Raw genomic sequence first — 23,284 nt, forward strand, 5'->3', positions numbered from 1 at the left:
TATAAAAACTGCTATTTAGATTGATACCCGTACCACATCATTTGATATATAGTATGAGAAATGCTTTCACATTATCTGCTTTGCTGATCATTATTTTATGCCAGTCCCAGACCTATCGGTTCATCTATGAAATGCAATATAAGATGGATTCTACAGAAAACGGGCTTGAAAAGCTGAATATGATTCTGGATATCGGCTCCAAAGAAGTAAAGTTTTATGGGCAAAACCTGACTATTACGGATTCTTTGAATAAAAAATTCGGGAAAAATTCCGGTTATACAGACATGTCCGGCCAGGTGATAAAAAGGAAAATCAACTCTTTTGATAATGAAAATTACATCAATATCAAGGAAGGATATTATACTTTTAAGACAACGGATAAAATCAATTGGACCATTTCTAATGAAATTAAAAAATCTGAAAATTATACCTTGCAAAAAGCCAGCACAAAATTCGGGGGAAGAAGCTGGACGGCCTGGTTTTGTAAGGATATTCCTTTTAATGAAGGTCCATTTAAATTTCGTGGTCTTCCGGGCTTAATTTTTGAACTCTCAGATACAAAGAAAAATTTCATGTATACTCTTCTCAAAAGCCAGAAACTGCCAGATGCCTATTCTACTGAAAATTTTGTAGAATCCAACTTTGGAAATAAAGCAGTTCCCATTAACGAAAAACAAAAATATAAGCTGACCATGGACTTTTACAATGATCCTTTTGCCTTTGAAAGAAATAATTTCAGCAAAACAGATACTGATTTAAAGATTAATATTAATGGAAAAGAAATCCATAATGTTGATGAGCTGAATACCCAAACCAAAAGCATGCAGGAAGTGATCAGGAAATACAATAACCCTCTTGAAATTGATAAAGCGGTGCATTATCCAAAATAGAGAGCGAATTGCGGAAACCTCTCAACCACAAAAGTCACAAAAGCTTTATTTTAACCACTTCAGTTCATTTAAGCCAGTTAAAATAGTGCTGTATAAAAGTTCAAATAATTTTTGAAAATCTATGATTTTCTTTTCTTTTGAGTTCAGGGGGTAAAATTCAGTTTATATTATTGTTCATTGTATGGGCCATTCTTAGGTGAACAAAAAGGATACACCATCTTTATCATTCCGGTAGTAATCTGAATTGTTTCTCCAATAATACTGTTGAGATTCCTACCGGAGTGGCTAAGCATATGAATAAATGGAGTGCCAGTTTTGTGGCTAAAAATTTTAATACCTCTGTACCTTTCAAATATTTTTTGAAAAACAGATTCTTCTTTTTATATTTGTATCATCAAAAGGAAATGGTGTTCTTCCTTCCCCAACCGCTTTATAAAAGCTGATGACGCCTGATTGAGAGATTATGAATAATAACTAATCAGGATTATCATGTCAAAAAATAAAAGAACATTTGGTAAAAAAGCCGTTTTCCACACTCATTTTTTCTTCAGAAAATTCCCTGCACTGCCTTACATTTTAAAATGGCTGTTGATCAGCAGTATTATTGGTATTCTGGCAGGAACTGCTTCGGCAGGCTTTTTACAATCGTTGGAATGGGCAACCAATTTTAGGGAAAACCATCTTTGGATGATTGCATTACTTCCTGTAGCTGGTTTTCTGATCGGGCTTCTATACTATTATTTTGGAAAAGATGTTGAGGCAGGAAATAATCTTCTGATCGATAGCATCCATAATCCAAAAGAGACTATTCCCTTTAAAATGGCTCCATTTGTTTATCTTGGAACAGTTGTCACTCATTTATTCGGGGGTTCTGCGGGCCGTGAAGGGACTGCTCTTCAGATGTCAGCCGCTATTGCAGACCAGTTCAGTAAGCCTTTTAAACTTGACAGGAATGAAAGACAAACAGTACTGATTGCTGCCATTGCTGCAGGTTTTGGATCTGTTTTCGGAACACCGTTGGCAGGGGCCATTTTTGGGCTTGAAGTTTTTCTTATCGGGAAGATACGTTATAATGCTATTTTTCCAGCTTTTGCTTCGGCTATATTAGCAGACTGGACAACCAATCTATGGAATGTTAAGCATACCCATTATCATATTGACTTTATTCCTAAGCTAGAATTTCTGCCCATTTTGTACAGTATTCTGGCCGGAATAGCTTTTGGGATCTGTGCTGCAGGCTTTAGCAAGGTTATCCATTGGGCAGGATCGTTTTTAAAATCAGGAATTCAGTATCCGCCACTTCGTCCGGTGGCCGGAGGTATTATTGTAGCGCTGGCTGTTGTTGCACTGGGCACCACCAGGTATATTGGACTCGGTGTTCCTGTCATTGTAGAGTCTTTTGAAAAACAACTTCCCTTATATGATTTTGCTTTGAAAATGATCTTTACCATCGTTACCCTCGCAGCAGGATTCAAAGGGGGTGAAGTCACTCCTCTATTCTTTATAGGGGCCACGCTGGGAAGCGCTTTATCTCTATTCATCCCGCTTCCGTTTGGGTTATTGGCCGGAATGGGCTTTGTAGCGGTATTTGCCGGAGCCACCAATACACCCTTGGCCTGTATATTAATGGGAATTGAGCTGTTCGGAGCTGAATGTGGTGTTTATGTAGCAATTGCCTGCATTGTTTCTTATCTTCTTTCAGGAAATAACAGTATTTACAGTAAACAAAAAATAGGAGCTGCTAAAAACAGAAGATTCGAAAGCCGGCAGGATCAATCTATTTCGGACTTTTTGTGATGTAAAATGTGAAAGTATAATGTATAATGTATAAAAATAATACTGTTATAGTATCACATTAAAACTCTCACACTCTCAAACCCTCAAACTCAAATAGCACTCGTATCTTCTAACTTATAAGTATAATTCATACCTTTGCAGCATGTTCGATTACAGGTTAAAAGTTTTCCATACTGTGGCTTCCAGACTAAGCTTTACCAAAGCTTCGGAGGAACTTCATATTTCTCAACCGGCTGTCACAAAGCACATCAAAGAGATTGAAAATCAACTGTCTGCAAAATTATTCGACCGTAAAGGAACTTCTATAGAACTGACCCAAAGTGGAAAAATCCTCTATGAATATGCTGAAAAAATCAGGGGACTGTATCGGGATCTTGAATTTGAAATCAGCCAGGTTAACCAACAGCACAAAGGAAAACTGATTATTGGGGCGAGTACAACCGTTGCCCAGTATATTCTTCCTGAAATTTTAGCAAAATTCAATACTTACTATAAAGATATTAAGATTGAGCTTCTTACAGGAAATACTGAAGCTATTTCTGTTCTTTTAAAAGAAGAAAAAATAGATTTAGGAATCATTGAAGGTGAGTCCCAGTCTTCTTACTTCGATTATAAGTCTTTTAAAGCTGATGAAATTGTATTGGCCGCAAAAACCAATCATTCATTAGCCAACAAAACGTTGAACATAAAAGACCTGTACACTATCAATATGATTTTCAGAGAACAAGGTTCTGGAACACTTGAATTTATACAAAACAGGCTCAGGGATAACGGAGTTAATATCAATGAATTAAATACTGTTATACAGCTGGGAAGCAGCGAAAGCATCAAAAATTATCTCCTTCATTCAGACTGTATGGCTTTCCTCTCCATCAGTACCATTCTTAATGAACTGAAAAATAATATCCTAACCGTCGTTGATATAAAAAGCTTCAGTATTGAAAGGGATTTCCACTTTATCCTTCCAAAAGGGGAACAATCTGAGCTGATAAAACTTTTTCTGAGGTTTGCTGAGTTATAATGTACAATGTAAAAAGTATAATGTATCATGTATCATGTAACCTGATTAAGTATTTGAATTTTAAATTATAACTTCTAGTTATCCAATATAACAAAATACAATTTACTTTGTAATACTATATTGCCGAATTTTGAAGCATAATTTAAAGTTCGCAATATGAAAGATTTCATTCAACATGAAACAACACGGAAAATCGTTTTTATCATACTGGCAGTATTATGCCTTACTCCACTGATATCCTCTCCGATAGCCCTTGCGCTGGGTTTTCTACTGGCCGTTTTCATCGGAAACCCTTTTGAAAAGCATCTTCATCAATATATCCATTTGCTATTACAAATTTCCATAGTCGGCTTAGGATTCGGATTAAAGCTGGACGAAGCTTTACATGCAGGAAAAACAGGGTTAGTATTAACGGTAGTGAGTATTCTGACCGTTATGATTTTAGGGTATTTTTTAGGAAGATTATTCAAACTTGAAAGACCGCTATCCTATCTTATTTCTGCGGGAACTGCCATTTGTGGAGGGAGTGCTATTGCAGCCGTTTCCCCTATTATTAAGCCGAGCACAAAACAGATTTCCCTGGCATTAGCAATTGTTTTTACCTTAAATTCTATTGCTTTATTTGTTTACCCGGCCATTGGACATCTGCTTAATCTCTCTCAGGAACAGTTTGGCCTGTGGTGTGCCGTGGGAATCCACGATACCAGTTCTGTAGTAGGGGCAGCCAGCAAATATGGGGATGAAGCTTTAAAAATTGCGACAACCGTAAAGCTGGCAAGGGCATTGTGGATTATCCCTGTTTCGCTGATCACCATGTTTATTTTCAAAAATAAAGAATCAAAAATAAAGATCCCATGGTTTATCGGGTATTTCATCCTTGCGATCCTGCTGAATACTTATTTTCCTTTGATGGACCGTTTCAGTAGTGGAATAACCGCCTTTGCAAAATCAGGATTGAATCTGACCTTATTTTTTATAGGCTCCAGCCTTTCTATTCAAACCTTAAAAACAATAGGCATTAAACCGTTGGTTACTGCCGTACTCCTTTGGATCACCATCAGCATAGGCAGCCTTCTTTATATCATTCAATAAAAGCAGCGGCACCCTTTTGAAATCAAAAGGGTGCCGCCTGTTAAATGTGGAAATGTTTATTTCAGTTGAATAATATCTTAAAATAACCAATCGGTTAGCAAGTCATAACCTGTGGACATCCAATTAACTCAACACAGTATTTTGGTCCTGTTACAGCCCCTGTACAACTGCATCCGCAAAGTGAAGCATCCGGAGTTCCAATTCCGGAACCTCCAATACCACCTGTAATATTCTTCAGATCTTCTTTTCTTAATTTTTTAGCATTTTTAATAATGTTCATGTGATTTGATTTTAATTAAACAATATAATTTAGTTGTCTCCCAAAGTTAAACAAATATTAATTATTCGCAACATAATTTAATACAATTTTAACTAATACACTGATTTAAACCTTATTAATATATTAAAATACAGAAATAATATTTTATTATTTATTAAACAGATGTAAATATTTTATAATCCAAGATCTTATTACATTCCCTATAGGAGAAAATTCTATTCCGTAAATTCAAGGTCCTTATCATGGGTTTCTGAAATCGTAAGTGCAGAATAAAAGGCAAGCCCAAATACAACTACTCCCACAATAGCTGCGCTCCCAATTACAGAAAAATGAGCTTTAAGGGAGTCGAAAGCTAGAATCATGACAGGTACCAACCCTCTTACCATATTCGGAACGGTAGTGGTTGCCGTATTTCTGATATTAGTTCCGAACTGCTCTGCCGCTAATGTCACAAACATAGCCCAGTACCCTGTTCCAAGGCCCAGCCATATGCAAAACAGGTAATATTTTGTTTCTGTATTCGTATTTCCAAACAACATAATTGCTGCTCCAATCAGCGTGAAAATCAACATATAAAATATAGCCATTTTACGTGATTTTAATGCATGAGAAATAAAACCACTCATCAGGTCACCGACAGAAATACCCACATAAGCCCACATAATTGCCTTTCCGGGGTTAAGATCCTTTATTCCAAATTCAGGAGCAAACTGATTCGCTAAAACGGCCAGAATACCTATGCAATACCAGGTGGGCAACCCTACGGCAATACATTTTAAATACCTTATCAAACGGTCTTTATTGGTAAAGAAGGAGAGAAAATCCCCTTTGGAAACACTTTTATGTTCAATATTCTTATAAATTCCGGATTCTGAGACGCTTATTCTAAGCACTAATAGCAAGATCCCCATAACTCCACCAATGATATAAGAGATATTCCATCCTCCAGATAATTCTACGGTCAGCTGAGCAACCACCGCACCCATCAATCCAAAGCCGGCGACAACGGATGTCCCAATTGCCCTCAGACTCTTCGGCAGGCTTTCAGAAACAAGGGTAATTCCGGCTCCAAGCTCCCCGGCTAAGCCAATCCCTGCTATGAACCTTAACCCGGCATATTGATACACTAAATGCTCTTTTGGAAAATACGGTAGAAAACCACATGCTATATTGGCTAAAGAATACACCAAAATGGAACCGAAAAGTACAGAAAGCCGGCCTTTCTTGTCTCCAAAAATACCCCAGAATACTCCCCCGATCAGAAGTCCTACCATCTGACAGTTCAGAATGAAGGTTCCGTCAGCATCAGGATTGAGCCCTAATGCCTTCAGACTGGGAATCCTTACAATTCCAAATAAAAGGAGGTCGTAGATATCTACAAAATAGCCCAGGGCAGAAATAATAACGGGAATAGAGAAAATGTACTTCATTTTTGAAGACAGGGACAGTTCTTGCATTTTTAAATTTTGATAAAAATAGAAAACCTTTCAATTTCTTGAAAGGTTTTTATAAAATATCTTAATCTGATTATTATCTTGCAATATTCACAGCTCTCGTTTCTCTGATTACTGTTACTTTCACCTGTCCCGGATAGGTAAGTTCATTCTGGATTTTTTCGGAGATATCGTAAGATAGCTGATTAGCTACTTCATCATTCACTTTACCGCTTTCTACCATTACTCTTAGCTCTCTACCTGCCTGAATTGCATAAGCACTGGATACACCGTCGAAGCTTAATGCTGCAGATTCAAGATCTTTCAGTCTCTGGATATAAGATTCCAATACCTGTCTTCTTGCTCCCGGTCTTGCTCCTGAAATAGCATCGGCAACCTGAATGATCGGAGATAATAATGATTTCATTTCAATCTCGTCGTGGTGAGCACCAATAGCATTCACTACTTCCGCGTTTTCTCCATATTTTTCAGCCCATTGCATTCCTAGTAAAGCGTGAGGAAGTTCAGATTCCTGCTCAGGCACTTTACCGATATCGTGTAACAGACCTGCTCTTTTGGCTAATTTTACATTTAATCCCAATTCAGCAGCCATTGTGGCAGCAATGTTTGCTACCTCTCTTGAGTGCTGCAGTAGGTTTTGTCCGTAAGAAGAACGGTATTTCATTCTACCCACAATTTTAATCAGTTCAGGGTGTAATCCGTGGATTCCCAAATCAATAATTGTTCTTTTTCCTACTTCAATGATCTCCTCTTCAATTTGTTTTCTTGTTTTTTCTACTACTTCTTCGATTCTTGCAGGGTGGATTCTACCATCTGTAACCAATCTGTGAAGTGACAGCCTTGCAATCTCCCTTCTTACAGGATCAAAGCATGAAAGAAGGATCGCCTCCGGAGTATCATCAACAATAATTTCTACTCCTGTGATCGCTTCTAAAGCACGGATGTTTCTACCTTCTCTACCGATAATTCTACCTTTTACCTCATCAGATTCGATATTGAAAACAGATACTGAGTTTTCGATAGCCTGTTCTGTACCGATTCTCTGAATCGTCTGAATAACAATCTTTCTGGCTTCATTCTTAGCATTCAGCTGAGCTTCTTCCATAATACCCTGAACATGAGCCTGGGCTCTGGTTTTAGCTTCAGCTTTCATGGTTTCTACCAATTCAGCTTTTGCTTCTTCAGCGGTATAATTAGCAATTTTTTCAAGAACTTCAACCTTTTTAGCGGTAGCAATATCCAATTCCTGCTGTTTTCTTTCTAAAACTTCGTTTTTCTTAGAATAATCAGCAATCTGCTTATCTAAGTCTTTTTCAAGCTTTCCTACCTTACTAAGTTCGTCATTCAGTTTGTGTTCCTTGTCTTTTGTTCTTTTTTCCACTTCCTGCATTTTCTTTTCGCGGGACTGAATATCAGCATCATGCTGAGACTTCAATTCCAGGAACTTTTCTTTTGCCTGAAGGTTCTTTTCTTTCTTTATGGATTCGGCTTGTACGTTAGCTTTTTCTATAAGGTTTTCGGCATTTTTCTGTGCATCATCTATGATAAATTTTGCTTTAGTATTGAGTGAGCTCCTGGAAAAAAATATTCCTATCACCGCCCCAATAACTAAACAAATAACGCCGACTATAATGGCTGTTGTCATAATATATATTGAGTTTTAATTGTCTTATATTCAAATAAAAAAACCTACAACAATTCAGGGATTGAGAGTAAACTCCTAATCAACACGATTTGAACTGATTTCCACTATCTGTAATCCGGGAATCCGGCACGCCATTTAATGGACATTCGTTCGGCAATTGCTTAGCGTTGAGTTTACCTTTAATGTGTTAGAATTATTGTAGGCAGTCTTTTTCAGGAAAAAAAATCTATTTCCCGATTTCATTCAACGATTGATTAATCTGTGCTAATCTCTCGTTGGTAGAATTAATATTTTTTTCGTAGTTAACAGAAACTACTTCTGCATTGGTTCCCAGTTTAAGGGCACACATAGCCAAAGCATCCTGTTTATCTCTTACGTCAAAGTTCTGTTCAAAATCTTTAATCATATTCTCTATCTGCTTCCCTACTTTACGCAACGTTTCTTCTTCTGCTGCGGGTACGTTCAGCGGATATACTCTTCCTGCAATGTTTACGGTTATTCTCCTTACCTCCATTATAATCCACTGTTTTGAAGCTGTGCAATACAGAAATCTATTTCTTTCACCAATCTGTTGATATGATTTTTCATTAACCTATTGTGTTCAGGATTTCCTGATATTGCTGAATAAAGCTTTATATTTTTTTGTTCTTCTGCTAATACCTGATTTCTTCGTCTTTCTTCATCATATTTCACTTTCAGTTCCTCATGCTCAACACTTAGTTCTGATAAACTTTCAGTAAGATTCTTATAATTCTTTTGCAGAGCCAAAATCTTTTTCTCTAATTCTGAAAAATTGTTTTCTAAATCTTGAAGCATTTCAGGTTTGTATATTCTAACTAGAAGCAAAAATAAAAAAATAATAACACTAACAAAAATAAAAAGCCTTATATTTTGGAATACCCACAAAAAAGGAGATGCTAAAGCACCTCCTTTGTATTTTTAATATGTATTTTTCTTATTCAAATTTCAAAACAAACATAACTGCTCTTGTCTGTAATGTAGAAACTGCAGATGTCCAGTAAGGAGGTGTCTCAGCATTATCAGCTACTTTTTCATTATTCATAAAAAATGTTCCTCTAATCGCAGGCGTCAGTTTAAATTTGTTGAAATAAAACTGGATTCCCATTTCTGCAGACCATGCAAAGTTATGTGTTGTAGATCTGAAAATTCCCTGCATATTATCATCCGTAGAAGCAGCATTAGACTGCAGGTTCACAATATAGTTTACCCCGGCGGCAATGTAAGGCCTTGAATTGTACCATCTTCGCCCATGAAGTTCTAAAAGCACGGGAACATCCACCAATGTAGATTTGATTTCTCTCACTTTATCTTTATCCTGTAAAGGGAACGGCATGAAAGGAGGATTAGTTAAAGATCCGCCTGCATAGATGTCATTAGATTGAGTATTAAAAGTCAACTGTCTTTGTGCAAACTGTAAACCTGGTTCTATTCTTACGTCAAGATAGTCATTCAGTCTCCATTTTGCAATAAGCCCGGCACCGAAACTGTAGCTTTCCTTAGAAGTTACAAGATTCTGATTATCGTTCATCCCATATCTTGGGTGCAATACGATACGGTAGTCCAGTTTGTTCCCGTTCAAATAAAAACCCCAACTAAATTTCTGCTCGTCGAAGTCTTCCAACTTATCCATTCTGTTTCGGGTTCTAAATTGCGCGTCTGCAAAAACGGCAATATTTACTGAGGCTAAAACCAGTGCTCTTAATAAAAATTTATTCATAGGTTACTTTGTTGCTTTATAAATTGTGGCTATACCTAAACTTAGTTTTTTATATTCTACTTTCTTAAATCCCGTATCTAAAAGAATTTGCTTCATCTTTTCCCCGAAAGGAAAAGCATTTACAGAATCCGGAAGGTATGTGTATGCCCTATTATCTTTGGAAACCATTCTGCCAATGGCAGGTAATATATTTTTAAAATAAAACATATACAGTGGTCCCATCAACCCCTCAACCTTTGAAAACTCCAGTATATAAACACTTTTGTTATCCTTAACTACTCTTCTTAACTCTGCTAAACCTTTGGTAAGATTTTCAAAATTCCTTACTCCAAATGCAACGGAAACAGCATCAAATCTATTGTCCTCGAAAGGTAAATTTTCTGCATCTCCTTTTTGCATGGAAATTTTGCCGTCTAATTTAAGTTTTTTTATTTTAATAACGCCAACATTCAGCATTTGTTGTGATAAATCTAAACCAACTACTTTTGAGCCGGTACCTTTTTCAATGGTAATTGCCAGATCTCCCGTTCCTGTAGCCACATCCAGCACTTCCTGCGGGGTATCATTTTTCATCCATTTCACCAGTTTATTTCTCCATAAAACATCAATTTTCATGGATAAAACACGGTTTAAAAGGTCGTACTTCGGCGCAATATTGTCGAACATATCCTCTACCTGGCTCTTCTTAGTAGCCTCTGAATTGTAGGGAGTAACTTTGGTGATATCTTTTGTCAAAACTTAAAACTTGTAATATTCTTTATAATAATTTAGGTAATCCTGCTTTCTGAAGATTTTGGATCTTGATTCCACTTTCTGAATATTTTTGATCACTTTATCGTAATCTTCATCCACATTGTAATAAAAATCTTCTGTGTAAAGCTTATTGAAGCGTTTTGCTCCTCCAAAATAATCCTTTCCATCAATTTTAGTCTTATCAAGCGCTAAAAGTAACGAATCTTTTTTAAGATTATATCCGTAGTACTGATCATTAACATAATAATCCTGGTGGGAAATGTTAATCAAACCACGAAGTTTGTTTACTTCAAATGCTGAATCGTAAAGCATTTTTTTATTCTGATCGAAAACCTGAATAGAGTTTTTTCCTTTATTCAAATCCACATGCACGTACTGCCCCGCTGAGATGATTCCTTCAGAACCGTTATTGATTTTAAAGTAATACGTATTGGGGGTAGGATTATCTACAACATAATAATTCTTCTTGGCTAAAAAAAGGAAGTAGATCCCAAAGGCAACGATAAACGCCACAGCTGCAATGAGTAAGCCTTTTAAGGACGAGTTGTTTTTCATAGATTGTAAAGTACAATTTTTGCAAATTTAATAATATTTTTAATTCTTCGTTATTAATATTAATTATTAACTTTGCATCTTTAAAAAAATCATATAAACGAATGCCGAATACGATCATTATTGGCTCTGGATCTTACATTCCGAACAGAGTTATTGGTAGAGATTACTTCATGAATTCTGAGTTCTACACAGAGGATGGGGTAAAGATAGAAAAGCCTGTGGAAGAAACTATTGCGAAGTTTGTAGAAATTACAGAAATAGAAAACAGGAGATTCATTGAGGACGGTCTTTCCAATTCACAGATCGGTTATGAAGCCGCAAAAATTGCCCTTGAAGATGCAAAGGTGGATGGTGAAGAATTGGATTATATTATTTACGCAAGCAATTTTGGAGAAGTTACCGAGAATGGATACGCTGACTTCATGCCTACTATGGCTGCAAGAGTAAAGAATAAGCTAGGCATAAAAAACAGAAAATGTGTAACATACGATATGCTTTTCGGGTGCCCGGGATGGGTTGAAGCAATGATTTTAGCGGATAATTTAATTAAAGCTAAAGTCGCAAAAACCATCTTGGTAATAGGAGGAGAAACACTAAGCCGTGTTACAGATCCACACGACAGAAACAGAATGATCTTCGCTGACGGTGCCGGAGCAGTAGTGGTAAAAGCTACTGACAACGAAAATGTAGGAATTATTGCCCACAATACAATTTGTGACAATGGCCCTGAATTAAATTATCTTGAAAATGCACCTTCTATCAACAAAGAAGTAGATCAAAGACGTCTTTATGTAAGAATGCTGGGAAGAAAAATCTACGAGTATGCTCTTAAAAATGTCCCTGTAGCCATTAAAGATACGATTACAGATGCAGGGCTATCTATTGAGGACATAGACAAAATCCTTATCCACCAGGCCAACGCCAAAATGGATTATGCTATGATCGAAAGGCTTCACAGACTGTATGACATCAAAGAATATGATCATTCAATCTCTCCAATGACGATTCAGGATTTAGGAAATACCTCTGTAGCAACCATTCCTACCATGTATGATTTAATAATTAAAGGAAAAATGGGTGGTCAATCGTTTAAAGATAATGGGAATATTGTTATGACTTCGGTAGGTGCCGGAATGAACATCAATGCTCTCGTTTACAGATTTCCTTAAAAGTAATATTTAAACAATAAAAAATATAAAAGCACAAGGGAAATCTTCTTTGTGCTTTTTTTAAATCAGATTATGCAAAAGAATCTTTTAATCATTGCCGGAATCTTCCTGTTTTTGGAGATTTACATTTATCAGGCTGTACGAACGCTGACCGATAATTTTTGGCTGAGAATCGGCTATTGGGTGGTGTCTTTAATCATTTATGGAATTTTCGCCTACGAAGTAACCCATTACCAAAGATCAGACCGCAGTATGGTAAGAGCCCAGATCATGATTTCTCTGTTACTTATATGTATACTTCCTAAAATTTTTGTGGTCCTGTTTCTATTAATCGACGACATCTTCAGAATCGGAAGCTATGTGGTCGGATTTACAAGTTCTGCGGATAATTTCTTTCCGGAAAGGAGGAAATTCCTGAGTCTTGTAGGCCTGGGAATGGGAGGAGTTCTTTCGGCCCTTTTCATAGACGGGATTACTTTCGGTAAGTATCGCCATACGGTAAGAAGGGTAAAGGTAAAGTTTGCTAATCTTCCAAAAAGCTTCAAAGGGTATAAAATCATTCAGATTTCTGATGTTCACAGTGGAAGTTTCTCTGATCCGGACAAATTGAAGCATGCTATAGACCTCATCAATGAACAAAAGCCTGATTTGGTTTTATTCACAGGAGACATGGTTAACAATGTTGCTGATGAATTCAAACCCTTCATTCCTCTTTTTTCAAAAATAAAGGCTAAAGATGGCAAGTTTGCAGTTCTGGGAAACCATGATTACGGTGATTATGTAAGTTGGAGCTCCCTTGATGCCAAAAAGCAAAACCTGGATATGCTGATCGACTATGAGAAGCAGGCAGGGTTTGATATGCTTAGAAATGAAAACAGGGTTATTGAAAAAAACGGAGAAAAATTATATATCCTGGGGGTTGAAAACTGGGGATTGAAACCATTTCCGCAATTCGGAAAGATTGATGACGCGTTGAAAGGAGTCCCGGAATCCGCTACAAAGATCTTAATGAGCCATGACCCTACCCATTTTGATTATGTGGTAAAAAAACACCCGGCAGACATCCATTTAACGCTTTCAGGACATACACATGGGATGCAGTTTGGACTGGATTTAAAAAACATCAAGTGGTCACCGGTTCAGTACCGTTATCCAAAATGGGCCGATTTATATGAAAGTGAAGGTAAATTCCTGTATGTCAACAGAGGTTTTGGAGTACTTGGATATCCCGGAAGAGTTGGCGTATTGCCGGAGATTACTCTTTTTGAACTGAGCTAGTTTTGAGTTTGAGAGTGAGAGGGTTTGAGAGTTTTAGAGTAAATGAGTTTGAAGGAGGGTTGCTGGTTATTAGTTGCGGAATTCGAGGTTTTTAATTTAACGATTCACAGTTGACCGTCATTTCCGAATTGCTGGTTTTCTACTTACTAGTCGAGTCGCATGATTCGGTTATTAAGATTTGAGATTATAGGTTTTTAAATTCACAATTGACCCCATTCACTTGTAAGTTGTAAGTTGTTGGTTACGGAGCCTGCAACAGTAAAGTTTATGAGTGATCGCCTTATGCCTGACGTCTGAAATCTGACATCTAGAATCTTGATTCTTGGCTCTTGATCCCTTTTTTTACAACTCAAAATCCAGATCAAAAGACCATCATTTCAACCTTTTACACAATCCCGACTACCCACCACACCCGCAATCTAAAAAATATAATCTTTCATACGGGAAACAGCAAGTTCTTTCTCGTTGATAAAAGTAAGGAGGGCATCTAATTTGTCCTCCATTTTTTTGCCCGAAAACAGGCTTCTGTAAAAAGGAATGTCAAAACAGTATTTCTTAAAATCTGTAAACTGCCACGAGTTCAGATAAATCAGCACAAACTCTTCATTCTGCAGGGTTTCTAAAACCATATTCTGATAGTATTTCATTGGCAGAATCTGAAATACAAAATCATTGTATGGGAGCTGACTGTATGGAGAGATGCTTTCCGGGATAATACTTAATCCATCTTCTTCTGTAATTTCCGTATCCCTTTTCAGACGTTTGAAAGGGAAAAGTATATCTGCATTATCGATATTGGAAACATAATTAAACTCCAATAATTTCAAATTTTCCTGGGGCACTTTTACCTCCTTCTGACGAATTCCTCTGATCTGTTTTTCCAGAAGATCCTGAATTTCTTTCTTGGCATCTTCAATTTCTGTAAGGTTGGAGTCTTTATTATAAAAAGCAATTTCATGCCCTTTGGATGAAATTGCTTTTATAAGATTCTGCAGTTTTCCAGAGAGAGAAATCTCCACAAAAAAACTGGCTTTGATACCGTGAATATCTAAAATTCTAAGAATTGCTTTAGTGTTATCTTCTGTAATTCTTAACCTTTCTTCATCGGTAATTTGAATCCCATTTTTTGGATCAGCATCAATATTTACCAAGTTAAAAGTCAATAATATCATTTAAATTAAATTCTATATAAAAGTTATAATAAATTAAAAATCAGAAGTTAAAGCAATTATTAATTAAAGTATTACTTTACATTATTAATCCTTAGCTAATTTTACTTTCAGATTCTTGATCATGTCTTTTGTCATTTCAGAAATTCCGAAATCATACGTCAGTCCCCAGTCTTTTTTGGCCACTGAATCATCAATTGACGCCGGCCATGAATCTGCAATTGCCTGCCTGAAATCCGGTTTATAATCGATGGTAAAATCCGGAATTTCTTTGGTAATTTCCTCAGCCAGTTCTTTTGGAGTAAATGACATTCCACCCAGGTTATAAGAGGAACGAACCGTCAGACTTTCTTTTGGAGCTTCCATTAATTTTAGCGTGGCATTGATCGCATCATCCATATACAACATCGGCATTCCGGTGTTCTCAGAAATGAAGCTTGTATATTTCCCCTCCTCTATTGCCTTATAGAAAATCTCAACAGCATAATCTGTTGTTCCTCCACCTGCAGGAGTCTTCCATGAGATTAATCCGGGATATCTGATACTTCTTACATCCACACCATATTTATCAAAATAGTATTCACACCATTTCTCTCCAGCCATTTTAGAAATTCCATAAACAGTTGTTGGATTTAAAACAACATCCTGCGCTACATTCTCTTTTGGAATTCCTTTTCCAAACACAGCGATGGAACTTGGCCAGAAGATCTTTTTAAGAAGCCCTTCTTTTGCCATTTCACAAAAATGCAGAAGAGGCTCCAGATTCAGTTTCCAGGCAAAAATAGGCTGCTTTTCCGAAGTTCCGGATAAAAGAGAAGCCAGATGGTACACTGTAGTGATGTCATAGTCTTTAATCACCTGTCTCACCAATTGTGTATTGGTAACATCCATTCTTTCATAATATCCTGCAGAGGTAATTCCCTCCTGCCATCTGTCCAGTCCTGAAGCAACTACATTTTCCGCTCCGTGGATCTCAACAAGTCTATTGGTAAGTTCGGTGCCTATTTGTCCCAAAGCACCCGTAATCAGTATTCTTTCCGTATAGGATTCCATTTTTCAGATTTTTTTTAGAATTGTACAAAAGTAAAAAAAACATGTCAACCATAATAAAAAAGGTGTATTTAAAAATACACCCATAGATTGTTATAGAAAATTATTTATATACTGAACTCAGGATAAGACATTTCTGTCTTGTAAACCAACAACTTCTAACTCTCTTTTCTATATCTGAATTAAAATTTATAAGCTCAGATTCATTCTTACAAACAGAAACCTTCCATTCATTCCAAACTGTGAGACGTTTCTGGAGTATACGAACTGATCCTGATTAGAAAGATCTATACTGTTAATTGGATTGCCAGAAGCGTCTACAGATGGTGTTTTCAAAGATTTGGGTCCATAATTCTTATCTGGATAAATATCAAATAGGTTATTAGCACCAATGGTCAGCCTTAAGCCCTTTGTAAATTTATATCCAATAGACAAATCGGTAATTATTTTACCTCCCCAAACAGGATGCTCGATAGGCACCTCCTTTCCGTTGACCATATTGCTATTGACAATACCATCGCCATTCACGTCTGTTGTATTGGGATCGGTCACTTTTCCAAAATATACGTTTCTTACAAGGATACTAAAATGATTAAGCTCTAAAGCATTATTCAATGAAACTTTAAACCTTGGGACGGCTTCTTCCAGATAGACACGACTGGTTTCGGAATAATAACGGTTCACCTGGCCAGCCTGAATCAGAATATCTGAACCATGAATATCTCCCACCCTATTGGTTTTGGATACCGTTGCTGCCAAATCAGAGTTCAAAGTAACCTTTTCGGAGATTTTCAACCTGTGAGAAATTACACCTTCTACACCTTTGGTCTGGGTATCGATAGCATTGGCAAAAAATGTTGCGGCAGTGGCATTAGCCTGATCAAAGCCTTTCTGAAGGTTATATTCAGGGCTGTTTACCGGAAAAATCCCTGAAGGTCTTGAAAACTGATCCGTTAATACTACCCTGTTTTTTATTTTAATATAATACCCATCTACCGTGAATGTCAGGTTAGCACTTGGTATTTTAGCCGTAAAGCCCGCAGAAAAGCTATTAGACTCTTCCTGCTTCAATTGTGGAATCCCCAAAATACCTGCCACATCAGAATCATTGGAAAATGTTCCGACTTCATATGCTGTCCCCCCAACAAACTGGGTAGCCGTTGCATTGAAATAAATTTGCTGTAAAGAGGGTGCCCTGAATCCGGTGGAATGGGCTGCCCGGATGTTAATATGGTCTGTCAGTTTATATCGGGAAGCAATCTTATAATTGAATGTAGAACCAAAATCTGAATAATTTTCAAACCTAAATGCTGCACTCACCAACCAACGATTGGTAACATCCAATTCCGTATCAAGGTAAGCTGCTACAGAGCTCCTCCCTTTTTTCAATGCATTCGCTGGTCTGAAGCCCGGGAATACCTGTGCCCCGCCTGGTCTTGTAGCTCCCATAAAATCCGTTGGCTTCAGTGAAGCAGGAGTTTCCGGATTCTGAATATTTCCATTAATATCGTAAAGAGCCCATGAGGCTTCTTCTCCACTTTCTATTTTATATCTTTCCAATCTCACCTCTCCGCCAAATGCCATATTGAAGCCCTGCAGCCAATCAAATTTAGTATCAAAATCAGCATTGACCGTATTCTGTAAGAACCCCAATCCTCCAGCTCTAAACTCCCTTTGCATGGAAGACAGCATGGATGCATTGGCTGTATTTTTTATAGTATAATCAAATGTATTCTGTCCAAAAGTATTACTGATATCATAATTCACATTTCCTACTTTACCTTTAAAACCTGCAGCAAGTGAAAGATCAATGACATCAGATGCAATCTCAGGCAGAAAACCGTTGGGATACAATGAAGTAGAAGTCCTGCTTTGGTTAGGCCTTCTGTAAAATCCTGCAGCATTTCCGCTTCTATAAGAAATCCCTCCAAATGCATATCCACGTACTGATGAAGAAATATCAAATTCGGAATTCATAAAAACCTGCCCGGATCCAAGCTTAGACTGTCCTACTCTCATATTAAAATCATTTCTCTCAAGACGTCTGTAAGCTAATTCATTAGCTGTAACATCTGCTCTTAAAATCGATTGCAGTTCCGGAATTGTATTGGCATTCTGAATACTCATCAGCAGACCAGGACTGAAATAGTTTACATAAGGAGCATATTGGTGAATGTAATTAACGATCTGTTGCGTATTAGAAGTGTTTGTAATATTACCAAATAAAGAATTAATATTAACTCCGTTTTCAAGTGCTCTCTGCTCAATAGCGTTGTAGGCATTGAAAATATCACCTGTAGCTGTTCCCGCTCTTTCCGTAGCAGTTCTGTTCAGAAAACTGGCTGTAAAATTCAAAAACCCTGTAGCTCCCAGCTTTGCACCATAGTTAAGATCCAGCTGATATTTTTCTCCATCCCAGCCGCCACTATGGTCATTAGAACCTTTCGAATTATATCCTCCTGCTGTAATGGCTGCGGTGAGATTATTTGTACTTTTCTTCATAACAACGTTGATAACGCCTGCAATAGCATCAGAGCCATACTGTGCTGAAGCACCATCCCTTAGCACCTCCAATCTTTCGATCGCAAAGGCCGGAATTGCATTAAGATCTGTCCCTACCGAACCTCTTCCCGGTGAGCCATTGATATTGACCAATGAGGAAGTATGCCTTCTTTTTCCATTAAGCAATACAAGAACCTGATCGGGACCTAATCCTCTCAACTGTGCGGGATCAACATGATCCGTACCATCTGCAACCGTGGTAGAATTGGAGGTAAAGGATGGTGCCGCATAATTTAAAATCTGATTAAGATCTGTCTGAGGGCTCAGTACTGACTGTGATCCAATATTGATCACATCCACAGGAACCGGTGTATCGGTAGCCACCCTGCTTTTGTTTCTGGATCCCACTGTAATTTTAACTTCATCCACCGTTTTTACTTTAATTGAATCTCCGGTTTGTGCATAAAAATTTACAGAAATAAAGAATAATGCCCCCAAAGAGACAATTTTTTGATTGTTTTTTTTCATGTGTTTTTTTCAAATGTACAAATCATTTTAAAAATAACACAGACTTCATCAATAAAACAACACAAATTATTAAAATTAAACCAATAAAAAACAATAATTATTGATTTTAGATAGTCAATTTAGTAAAATTTAACACCAAATAACCAAAATGAAATATCCATAATTAAGCTAGCTTTAGTGAAAAAATTAAAACACAATTCATAAGGCTATCATCGGCAATGATTTACAAAAAAACTATATTTTTGTTATAAAGAAAATCATATGAGGAAGTTTTTAATTGTTTCGGTCCTGTTAGCGAGTCAATTCGGCTGGGCTCAGTTTACAGATATCAGCATCGTAAAGGAAGTACAGGTAAAAAAGAAGGGTGTAGTGGTATCTGCCCATCCTTTAGCCAGTGAAGCAGGGGCAAAAATCCTAAAAATGGGAGGAAATGCCTATGATGCCGTTACTGCCACACAATATGCATTGGCCGTTGTATATCCTCAGGCAGGAAATATTGGTGGTGGTGGATTTTTGGTGGGCGTAAAAAGTAATGGTGAAAAATTCACATTAGATTACAGGGAAACTGCTCCCAAAAAAGCTTCCCGGGATATGTATCTCGATAAAAAAGGGAAAGCAGATACCGATCTGTCTCAAAACGGAAGACTTGCAGTAGGTATTCCGGGTAGTGTGGCAGGTTTCTTTGCTACTTTAAAGTATTGTAAACTTCCTATGGAAAAAATCATACAGCCAGCCATTGATCTGGCAGAGCAGGGTTTTACCATCACAGAAAAGGAAGCTGACATGCTGAATAACAATAAAGAAAAATTTCAGAAGCATAACAAGTCTTCTATTATTTTCGTAAAAGACAGCCCCTGGAAAGCCGGTGATATTTTAGTTCAGAAAGAATTGGCAGAGACTTTAAAGCTTATCCAGAAATTAGGGGCAAAAGGGTTTTATGAAGGAAAAACAGCAGATCTTTTGGTGGCTGAAATGAAAAGAGGCAATGGAATCATTAGTCTGGAAGATCTTAAAAATTATAAAGTTGCAGAAAGAAAAGCTTTAGAGTTTGAGTATAAAGGAAACAATGTAGTATCTATGCCTTTACCTTCAAGCGGAGGTTTGCTGCTGGCTCAAATGCTTAGAATGGCCAGCTTTGAAAACCTTGAAAAATACCAGCAGAACTCTACAAAGGCTGTTCAGATTATGACGGAGGCTGAAAGAAGGGCTTTTGCAGACAGAGCTGAATATATGGGTGATCCTGATTTTATCCAGGATAAAACGGCTTACCTGATCTCTGATGCCTATTTAAAAGACAGATGGAAAAGTTTCAGTTTTGATAAAGCCACTCCTAGTGCCGAAGTGGGTAAAATTATAGAGCAACCGAAAGAGTCAACTCAGACTACCCATATTTCTGTACTGGATAAAGACGGAAATGCAGTCTCTGTAACCACGACTCTTAATGGATATTACGGAAGCAAAGTTCTGGTTTCAGGAGCAGGATTCTTTCTAAATAATGAAATGGACGATTTCTCCATCAAACCGGGTGTACCCAATATGTTTGGGGCTGTAGGTGGGGAAGCCAATGCCATTCAGCCCAATAAAAGAATGCTTTCCTCTATGACGCCTACTATTTTGCTGAAGAACGGAAAGCCGTATATGGTGGTTGGAACTCCGGGAGGAACAACCATTCCCACTTCTGTATACCAATCCATCGTCAATGTTGTTGATTTTAAATTAAACGCCAATATGTCCGTCAATACACCCAAGTTTCATCACCAGTGGCTTCCGGAGGTTATAACGGTAGAAAACAACTTTCCTGAAAGCACTATTTCCGAGCTGAAAAACAAGAATTATGTTATTGAAAAAATAAAACAAATCGGAAAAACAGAAATGATTGTTCTGGATGATAATGGTAATATTCACGCTGTGGCAGATGGCCGTGGTGACGATTCTGTTGCTACTGAATAAGTAAGCAGCTGTCCTGCTCACATAAAAAATCCTGTTTTAATTATTTTAAAGCAGGATTTTTTATTGAAGATTTTATAATGTATCCCTTTCTTTATCAGAGGCAGATATACAAAGACATCTTCAATGCTACATGATATCCGGTATTTTTTTTATTTCAATGACATTCATCATGTTTTTAGAAAAAATTCATAATTTCGCCCTTTCTAAACAATTTCTATTGAAAACAAAACAATTTTATCAGCAGCTTTATTTTCAGGTTATTATAGCCATCATTGCAGGTATCCTTTTAGGAAGGTACTATCCTGAGCTGGGAGAAAAGATGAAGCCATTGGGCGATGGTTTTATTAAGCTGGTAAAAATGATTATTGCTCCGGTTATTTTCATTACCCTTACCCTGGGGATTGCTCATATGACCGATCTTAAAAAAGTAGGAAGAATTGCAATAAAAGCAATGGTTTATTTCTTTACATTTTCAACTTTAGCACTCATCATTGGGCTTATAGTCGGTAATATTTTACAGCCTGGCCATGGTTTAAATATTGATCCGGCTACTCTTTCAGGAGATGTTTCTCAATATAAAGAAAGGGCTCATGATTCTACCCTTACCGGTTTCATTATGAATATCATTCCGGATACACTTTTCAGTCCTTTAGTGGGTGACAATATACTTCAGGTTCTCCTTGTAGCTATTTTAATGGGTGTTGCTTTGGTCCTCACTAAAGAAAAGAGTAAGAAAGTGACTGATTTTCTTCAGGATTTGTCTACTCCTGTTTTTAAGATTGTTCATATGCTTATGAAGCTTGCCCCTATCGGAGCCTTTGGAGCTATGGCTTTTACAATTGGAAAGTACGGACTTCACTCTGTGTTAAACCTTATTTTCCTGGTAGCTACTTTTTATATCACGTCTATTCTTTTTATTGTTCTCGTTCTGGGCGCTGTGGCATGGTACAATGGGTTTAGTATTTTTAAACTCATGTATTATCTTAAAGAAGAACTTCTTCTTGTATTAGGAACAAGTTCTTCCGAATCAGCTCTTCCCGGTCTTATGGAAAAGCTGGAAAAAGCAGGCTGTTCAAAAGCGATTGTAGGGTTGGTAGTCCCAACCGGTTATTCTTTTAACCTGGACGGGACCAATATTTATATGACATTAGCCTCACTTTTTATTGCTCAGGCACTGAACATCCATCTGCCTCTTGAAAAACAGCTTATGCTTCTGCTAATAGCAATGTTGAGTTCTAAAGGTGCTGCCGGAGTCACAGGTGCCGGATTTGTTACCCTGGCTGCTACATTGGCAGTAGTTCCTGAAGTTCCTTTAGCCGGAATGACATTAATTTTAGGTATAGACAAATTCATGAGTGAATGCAGAGCACTCACCAATGTCATAGGAAATTCTGTAGCCACTGTAGTTGTTGCCAACTGGGAAAAGCAGCTTGATAAGAAACAGTTACAATACTGTCTTGATCATCCACTGGAAGTTGAGAAAAAACTGGAAGTCTGAAATAATTTATAGATAACAGATCTTTAAACCAGAATATTCAGGCTTGCAGGCTGTACTTTAACATGGATGGGTGATTCTATTTTATTAAACTCACCGTCAAGATGCCAGTTTTTGGTATTTACCTGGAATGAAATTTCAGAAACCGGAAGATAGGTAACATACTCATCGTCCTTTAATCTTTTGGTAAACATTCTGAAGGCGAACAGTGCAGAATAGGTCAGGGGAAATTTCTTTACCAGAACCATATCAACCAAACCGTCACTTTTACTTGCTTTTGGGGCAATATAGGCGTTATTACCAAACTGACGGGTATTGGCAATATTCAGCATAAGATACCTGCCATTGTACTGCTGATAATCTTCACCCAAAAACTTCACTTTGATCGGTTTGTAATTGAAGAATGTTTTTAGGGAAACTTTAATGTAATTTTTGAATCCACGGCTTGTTTTCTCAAACTCTTTAACCACTTTCCCGTCAAAACCTGTTCCTGAAACATTGATCGAAAGCCTGTCGTTAACCGTAAATGTATCTATTTTTCTGGATTGCTTTGCTTTTATTTTCTCTAAAAGTTCATCCAAATTTTTACTGAAACGTGTTTCGTTGGAGAATCCATTTCCGGAGCCTGCCGGAAAAATAGCCAGGATCTTGTCTGTAGAAATAAGGTTCTTAGCCACTGTAGAAATAGTTCCGTCACCACCAATTGCCACAAAAATATCAACATGATCAAAATGGGTTTTAATAAACTCATCTGTTCCCGGAATAGACTCGGAGACATAATACAAAGGATTTCCAACCTTTGCTTTAAGTTCATTCAGAAACGGCTGATAATTTTTTTTGGCCGAAAAAGGGTTGATGATAAAAGCTACTTTTTCCATTACCGCAAAAATAAACAATGCTTCCTGAACCGGAAGCATT

At 37.3% G+C, this 23,284-nt stretch carries 20 protein-coding genes and 1 riboswitch; of the genes, 8 read left to right on the forward strand and 12 right to left on the reverse strand.

Annotated elements, in window-relative coordinates; translation table 11 throughout:
- Window positions 1-53: 53 nt before the first annotated feature.
- The 4 genes from MP478_RS03480 (at window position 54) to MP478_RS03495 (ending at window position 4,800) form a co-directional block, all read left to right on the forward strand.
- Window positions 54-890: a GLPGLI family protein gene (locus MP478_RS03480; RefSeq protein ID WP_257199596.1), complete on the forward strand. Its 837-nt coding sequence runs from the start codon at window positions 54-56 to the stop codon at window positions 888-890.
- Between the two features lie 391 nt (window positions 891-1,281).
- Window positions 1,282-1,349: riboswitch (Fluoride riboswitch) on the forward strand.
- A 30-nt stretch (window positions 1,350-1,379) separates the two neighbouring features.
- Window positions 1,380-2,687 carry a voltage-gated chloride channel family protein gene (locus tag MP478_RS03485; RefSeq protein WP_257199597.1) on the forward strand — a complete coding sequence of 436 codons (1,308 nt, stop codon included), beginning with the start codon at window positions 1,380-1,382 and terminating at the stop codon, window positions 2,685-2,687.
- Between the two features lie 142 nt (window positions 2,688-2,829).
- The gene (locus MP478_RS03490) at window positions 2,830-3,708 is read left to right on the forward strand and encodes a LysR substrate-binding domain-containing protein (RefSeq protein ID WP_257199599.1); all 879 of its coding nucleotides are present in this window, start codon (window positions 2,830-2,832) and stop codon (window positions 3,706-3,708) included.
- Between the two features lie 156 nt (window positions 3,709-3,864).
- A complete protein-coding gene (locus MP478_RS03495; protein ID WP_257199600.1) occupies window positions 3,865-4,800 on the forward strand; it encodes a YeiH family protein in 936 nt (311 codons plus the stop codon).
- 94 nt (window positions 4,801-4,894) lie between these two features.
- Here the strand turns inward: MP478_RS03495 and MP478_RS03500 are convergent, their stop codons facing one another.
- The 8 genes from MP478_RS03500 to MP478_RS03535 form a co-directional block, all read right to left on the reverse strand.
- Complete coding sequence (locus MP478_RS03500; RefSeq protein WP_047485441.1) at window positions 4,895-5,080, reverse strand: hypothetical protein; 186 nt, start codon at window positions 5,078-5,080, stop codon at window positions 4,895-4,897.
- A 215-nt stretch (window positions 5,081-5,295) separates the two neighbouring features.
- Complete coding sequence (locus tag MP478_RS03505; RefSeq protein ID WP_257199602.1) at window positions 5,296-6,537, reverse strand: MFS transporter; 1,242 nt, start codon at window positions 6,535-6,537, stop codon at window positions 5,296-5,298.
- A gap of 73 nt (window positions 6,538-6,610) precedes the next feature.
- Window positions 6,611-8,179, reverse strand: a complete 1,569-nt coding sequence (gene rny / locus MP478_RS03510; protein ID WP_230034522.1) for a ribonuclease Y — start codon at window positions 8,177-8,179, stop codon at window positions 6,611-6,613.
- A gap of 226 nt (window positions 8,180-8,405) precedes the next feature.
- Window positions 8,406-8,693 carry a cell division protein ZapA gene (locus MP478_RS03515; RefSeq protein ID WP_047485454.1) on the reverse strand — a complete coding sequence of 96 codons (288 nt, stop codon included), beginning with the start codon at window positions 8,691-8,693 and terminating at the stop codon, window positions 8,406-8,408.
- Window positions 8,693-8,995, reverse strand: a complete 303-nt coding sequence (locus MP478_RS03520) for a hypothetical protein (RefSeq protein WP_047485456.1) — start codon at window positions 8,993-8,995, stop codon at window positions 8,693-8,695. The genes MP478_RS03515 and MP478_RS03520 overlap by 1 nt, the downstream gene beginning before the upstream one ends.
- 139 nt (window positions 8,996-9,134) lie before the next feature.
- Complete coding sequence (locus tag MP478_RS03525) at window positions 9,135-9,917, reverse strand: porin family protein (protein WP_230034520.1); 783 nt, start codon at window positions 9,915-9,917, stop codon at window positions 9,135-9,137.
- Window positions 9,918-9,920: 3 nt separating this feature from the next.
- Window positions 9,921-10,652: a bifunctional demethylmenaquinone methyltransferase/2-methoxy-6-polyprenyl-1,4-benzoquinol methylase UbiE gene (gene ubiE / locus MP478_RS03530; RefSeq protein ID WP_257190983.1), complete on the reverse strand. Its 732-nt coding sequence runs from the start codon at window positions 10,650-10,652 to the stop codon at window positions 9,921-9,923.
- Between the two features lie 3 nt (window positions 10,653-10,655).
- Window positions 10,656-11,225, reverse strand: a complete 570-nt coding sequence (locus tag MP478_RS03535) for a hypothetical protein (RefSeq protein ID WP_047485462.1) — start codon at window positions 11,223-11,225, stop codon at window positions 10,656-10,658.
- A gap of 101 nt (window positions 11,226-11,326) precedes the next feature.
- Here MP478_RS03535 and MP478_RS03540 point away from each other — a divergent pair, with 101 nt between their 5' ends.
- Together MP478_RS03540 and MP478_RS03545 are read left to right on the forward strand one after the other, a co-directional pair.
- On the forward strand, window positions 11,327-12,394 hold the full coding sequence (locus MP478_RS03540) for a 3-oxoacyl-ACP synthase III family protein (RefSeq protein ID WP_209803740.1): 1,068 nt from the start codon (window positions 11,327-11,329) through the stop codon (window positions 12,392-12,394).
- A 72-nt stretch (window positions 12,395-12,466) separates the two neighbouring features.
- Window positions 12,467-13,672: a metallophosphoesterase gene (locus tag MP478_RS03545; protein WP_257190981.1), complete on the forward strand. Its 1,206-nt coding sequence runs from the start codon at window positions 12,467-12,469 to the stop codon at window positions 13,670-13,672.
- A 419-nt stretch (window positions 13,673-14,091) separates the two neighbouring features.
- Here MP478_RS03545 and MP478_RS03550 read toward each other — a convergent pair whose 3' ends face one another.
- From MP478_RS03550 to MP478_RS03560, 3 genes are all read right to left on the reverse strand, one after another.
- A complete protein-coding gene (locus MP478_RS03550; protein WP_257199604.1) occupies window positions 14,092-14,844 on the reverse strand; it encodes a polysaccharide deacetylase family protein in 753 nt (250 codons plus the stop codon).
- An 84-nt stretch (window positions 14,845-14,928) separates the two neighbouring features.
- Complete coding sequence (locus MP478_RS03555) at window positions 14,929-15,894, reverse strand: NAD-dependent epimerase/dehydratase family protein (RefSeq protein WP_230034512.1); 966 nt, start codon at window positions 15,892-15,894, stop codon at window positions 14,929-14,931.
- A gap of 186 nt (window positions 15,895-16,080) precedes the next feature.
- A complete protein-coding gene (locus MP478_RS03560) occupies window positions 16,081-18,921 on the reverse strand; it encodes a TonB-dependent siderophore receptor (protein ID WP_257199605.1) in 2,841 nt (946 codons plus the stop codon).
- Between the two features lie 261 nt (window positions 18,922-19,182).
- On the opposite strand from MP478_RS03560, the gene ggt reads away from it, so the two are divergent.
- Complete coding sequence (gene ggt / locus MP478_RS03565) at window positions 19,183-20,871, forward strand: gamma-glutamyltransferase (RefSeq protein WP_257199607.1); 1,689 nt, start codon at window positions 19,183-19,185, stop codon at window positions 20,869-20,871.
- A gap of 217 nt (window positions 20,872-21,088) precedes the next feature.
- Complete coding sequence (locus MP478_RS03570) at window positions 21,089-22,369, forward strand: dicarboxylate/amino acid:cation symporter (protein ID WP_230034505.1); 1,281 nt, start codon at window positions 21,089-21,091, stop codon at window positions 22,367-22,369.
- Window positions 22,370-22,392: 23 nt separating this feature from the next.
- Here the strand turns inward: MP478_RS03570 and MP478_RS03575 are convergent, their stop codons facing one another.
- Window positions 22,393-23,283: a diacylglycerol kinase family protein gene (locus tag MP478_RS03575; protein ID WP_373567431.1), complete on the reverse strand. Its 891-nt coding sequence runs from the start codon at window positions 23,281-23,283 to the stop codon at window positions 22,393-22,395.
- Between the last annotated feature and the right edge of the window lies 1 nt (window position 23,284).

Source organism: Chryseobacterium sp. WG14 (assembly GCF_024586945.1).
Lineage (GTDB): Bacteria > Bacteroidota > Bacteroidia > Flavobacteriales > Weeksellaceae > Chryseobacterium.

What these genes read in the sequence shown, in the direction of transcription:
- MP478_RS03480 (WP_257199596.1), top strand. Translation starts at nt 54, where the DNA reads ATGAGAAATGCTTTCACATTATCTGCTTTGCTGATCATTATTTTATGC.
- MP478_RS03485 (WP_257199597.1), top strand. Translation starts at nt 1,380, where the DNA reads ATGTCAAAAAATAAAAGAACATTTGGTAAAAAAGCCGTTTTCCACACT.
- MP478_RS03490 (WP_257199599.1), top strand. Translation starts at nt 2,830, where the DNA reads ATGTTCGATTACAGGTTAAAAGTTTTCCATACTGTGGCTTCCAGACTA.
- MP478_RS03495 (WP_257199600.1), top strand. Translation starts at nt 3,865, where the DNA reads ATGAAAGATTTCATTCAACATGAAACAACACGGAAAATCGTTTTTATC.
- MP478_RS03500 (WP_047485441.1), bottom strand. Translation starts at nt 5,080, where the DNA reads ATGAACATTATTAAAAATGCTAAAAAATTAAGAAAAGAAGATCTGAAG.
- MP478_RS03505 (WP_257199602.1), bottom strand. Translation starts at nt 6,537, where the DNA reads ATGCAAGAACTGTCCCTGTCTTCAAAAATGAAGTACATTTTCTCTATT.
- rny (WP_230034522.1), bottom strand. Translation starts at nt 8,179, where the DNA reads ATGACAACAGCCATTATAGTCGGCGTTATTTGTTTAGTTATTGGGGCG.
- MP478_RS03515 (WP_047485454.1), bottom strand. Translation starts at nt 8,693, where the DNA reads ATGGAGGTAAGGAGAATAACCGTAAACATTGCAGGAAGAGTATATCCG.
- MP478_RS03520 (WP_047485456.1), bottom strand. Translation starts at nt 8,995, where the DNA reads ATGCTTCAAGATTTAGAAAACAATTTTTCAGAATTAGAGAAAAAGATT.
- MP478_RS03525 (WP_230034520.1), bottom strand. Translation starts at nt 9,917, where the DNA reads ATGAATAAATTTTTATTAAGAGCACTGGTTTTAGCCTCAGTAAATATT.
- MP478_RS03535 (WP_047485462.1), bottom strand. Translation starts at nt 11,225, where the DNA reads ATGAAAAACAACTCGTCCTTAAAAGGCTTACTCATTGCAGCTGTGGCG.
- MP478_RS03540 (WP_209803740.1), top strand. Translation starts at nt 11,327, where the DNA reads ATGCCGAATACGATCATTATTGGCTCTGGATCTTACATTCCGAACAGA.
- MP478_RS03545 (WP_257190981.1), top strand. Translation starts at nt 12,467, where the DNA reads ATGCAAAAGAATCTTTTAATCATTGCCGGAATCTTCCTGTTTTTGGAG.
- MP478_RS03550 (WP_257199604.1), bottom strand. Translation starts at nt 14,844, where the DNA reads ATGATATTATTGACTTTTAACTTGGTAAATATTGATGCTGATCCAAAA.
- MP478_RS03555 (WP_230034512.1), bottom strand. Translation starts at nt 15,894, where the DNA reads ATGGAATCCTATACGGAAAGAATACTGATTACGGGTGCTTTGGGACAA.
- MP478_RS03560 (WP_257199605.1), bottom strand. Translation starts at nt 18,921, where the DNA reads ATGAAAAAAAACAATCAAAAAATTGTCTCTTTGGGGGCATTATTCTTT.
- ggt (WP_257199607.1), top strand. Translation starts at nt 19,183, where the DNA reads ATGAGGAAGTTTTTAATTGTTTCGGTCCTGTTAGCGAGTCAATTCGGC.
- MP478_RS03575 (WP_373567431.1), bottom strand. Translation starts at nt 23,283, where the DNA reads ATGCTTCCGGTTCAGGAAGCATTGTTTATTTTTGCGGTAATGGAAAAA.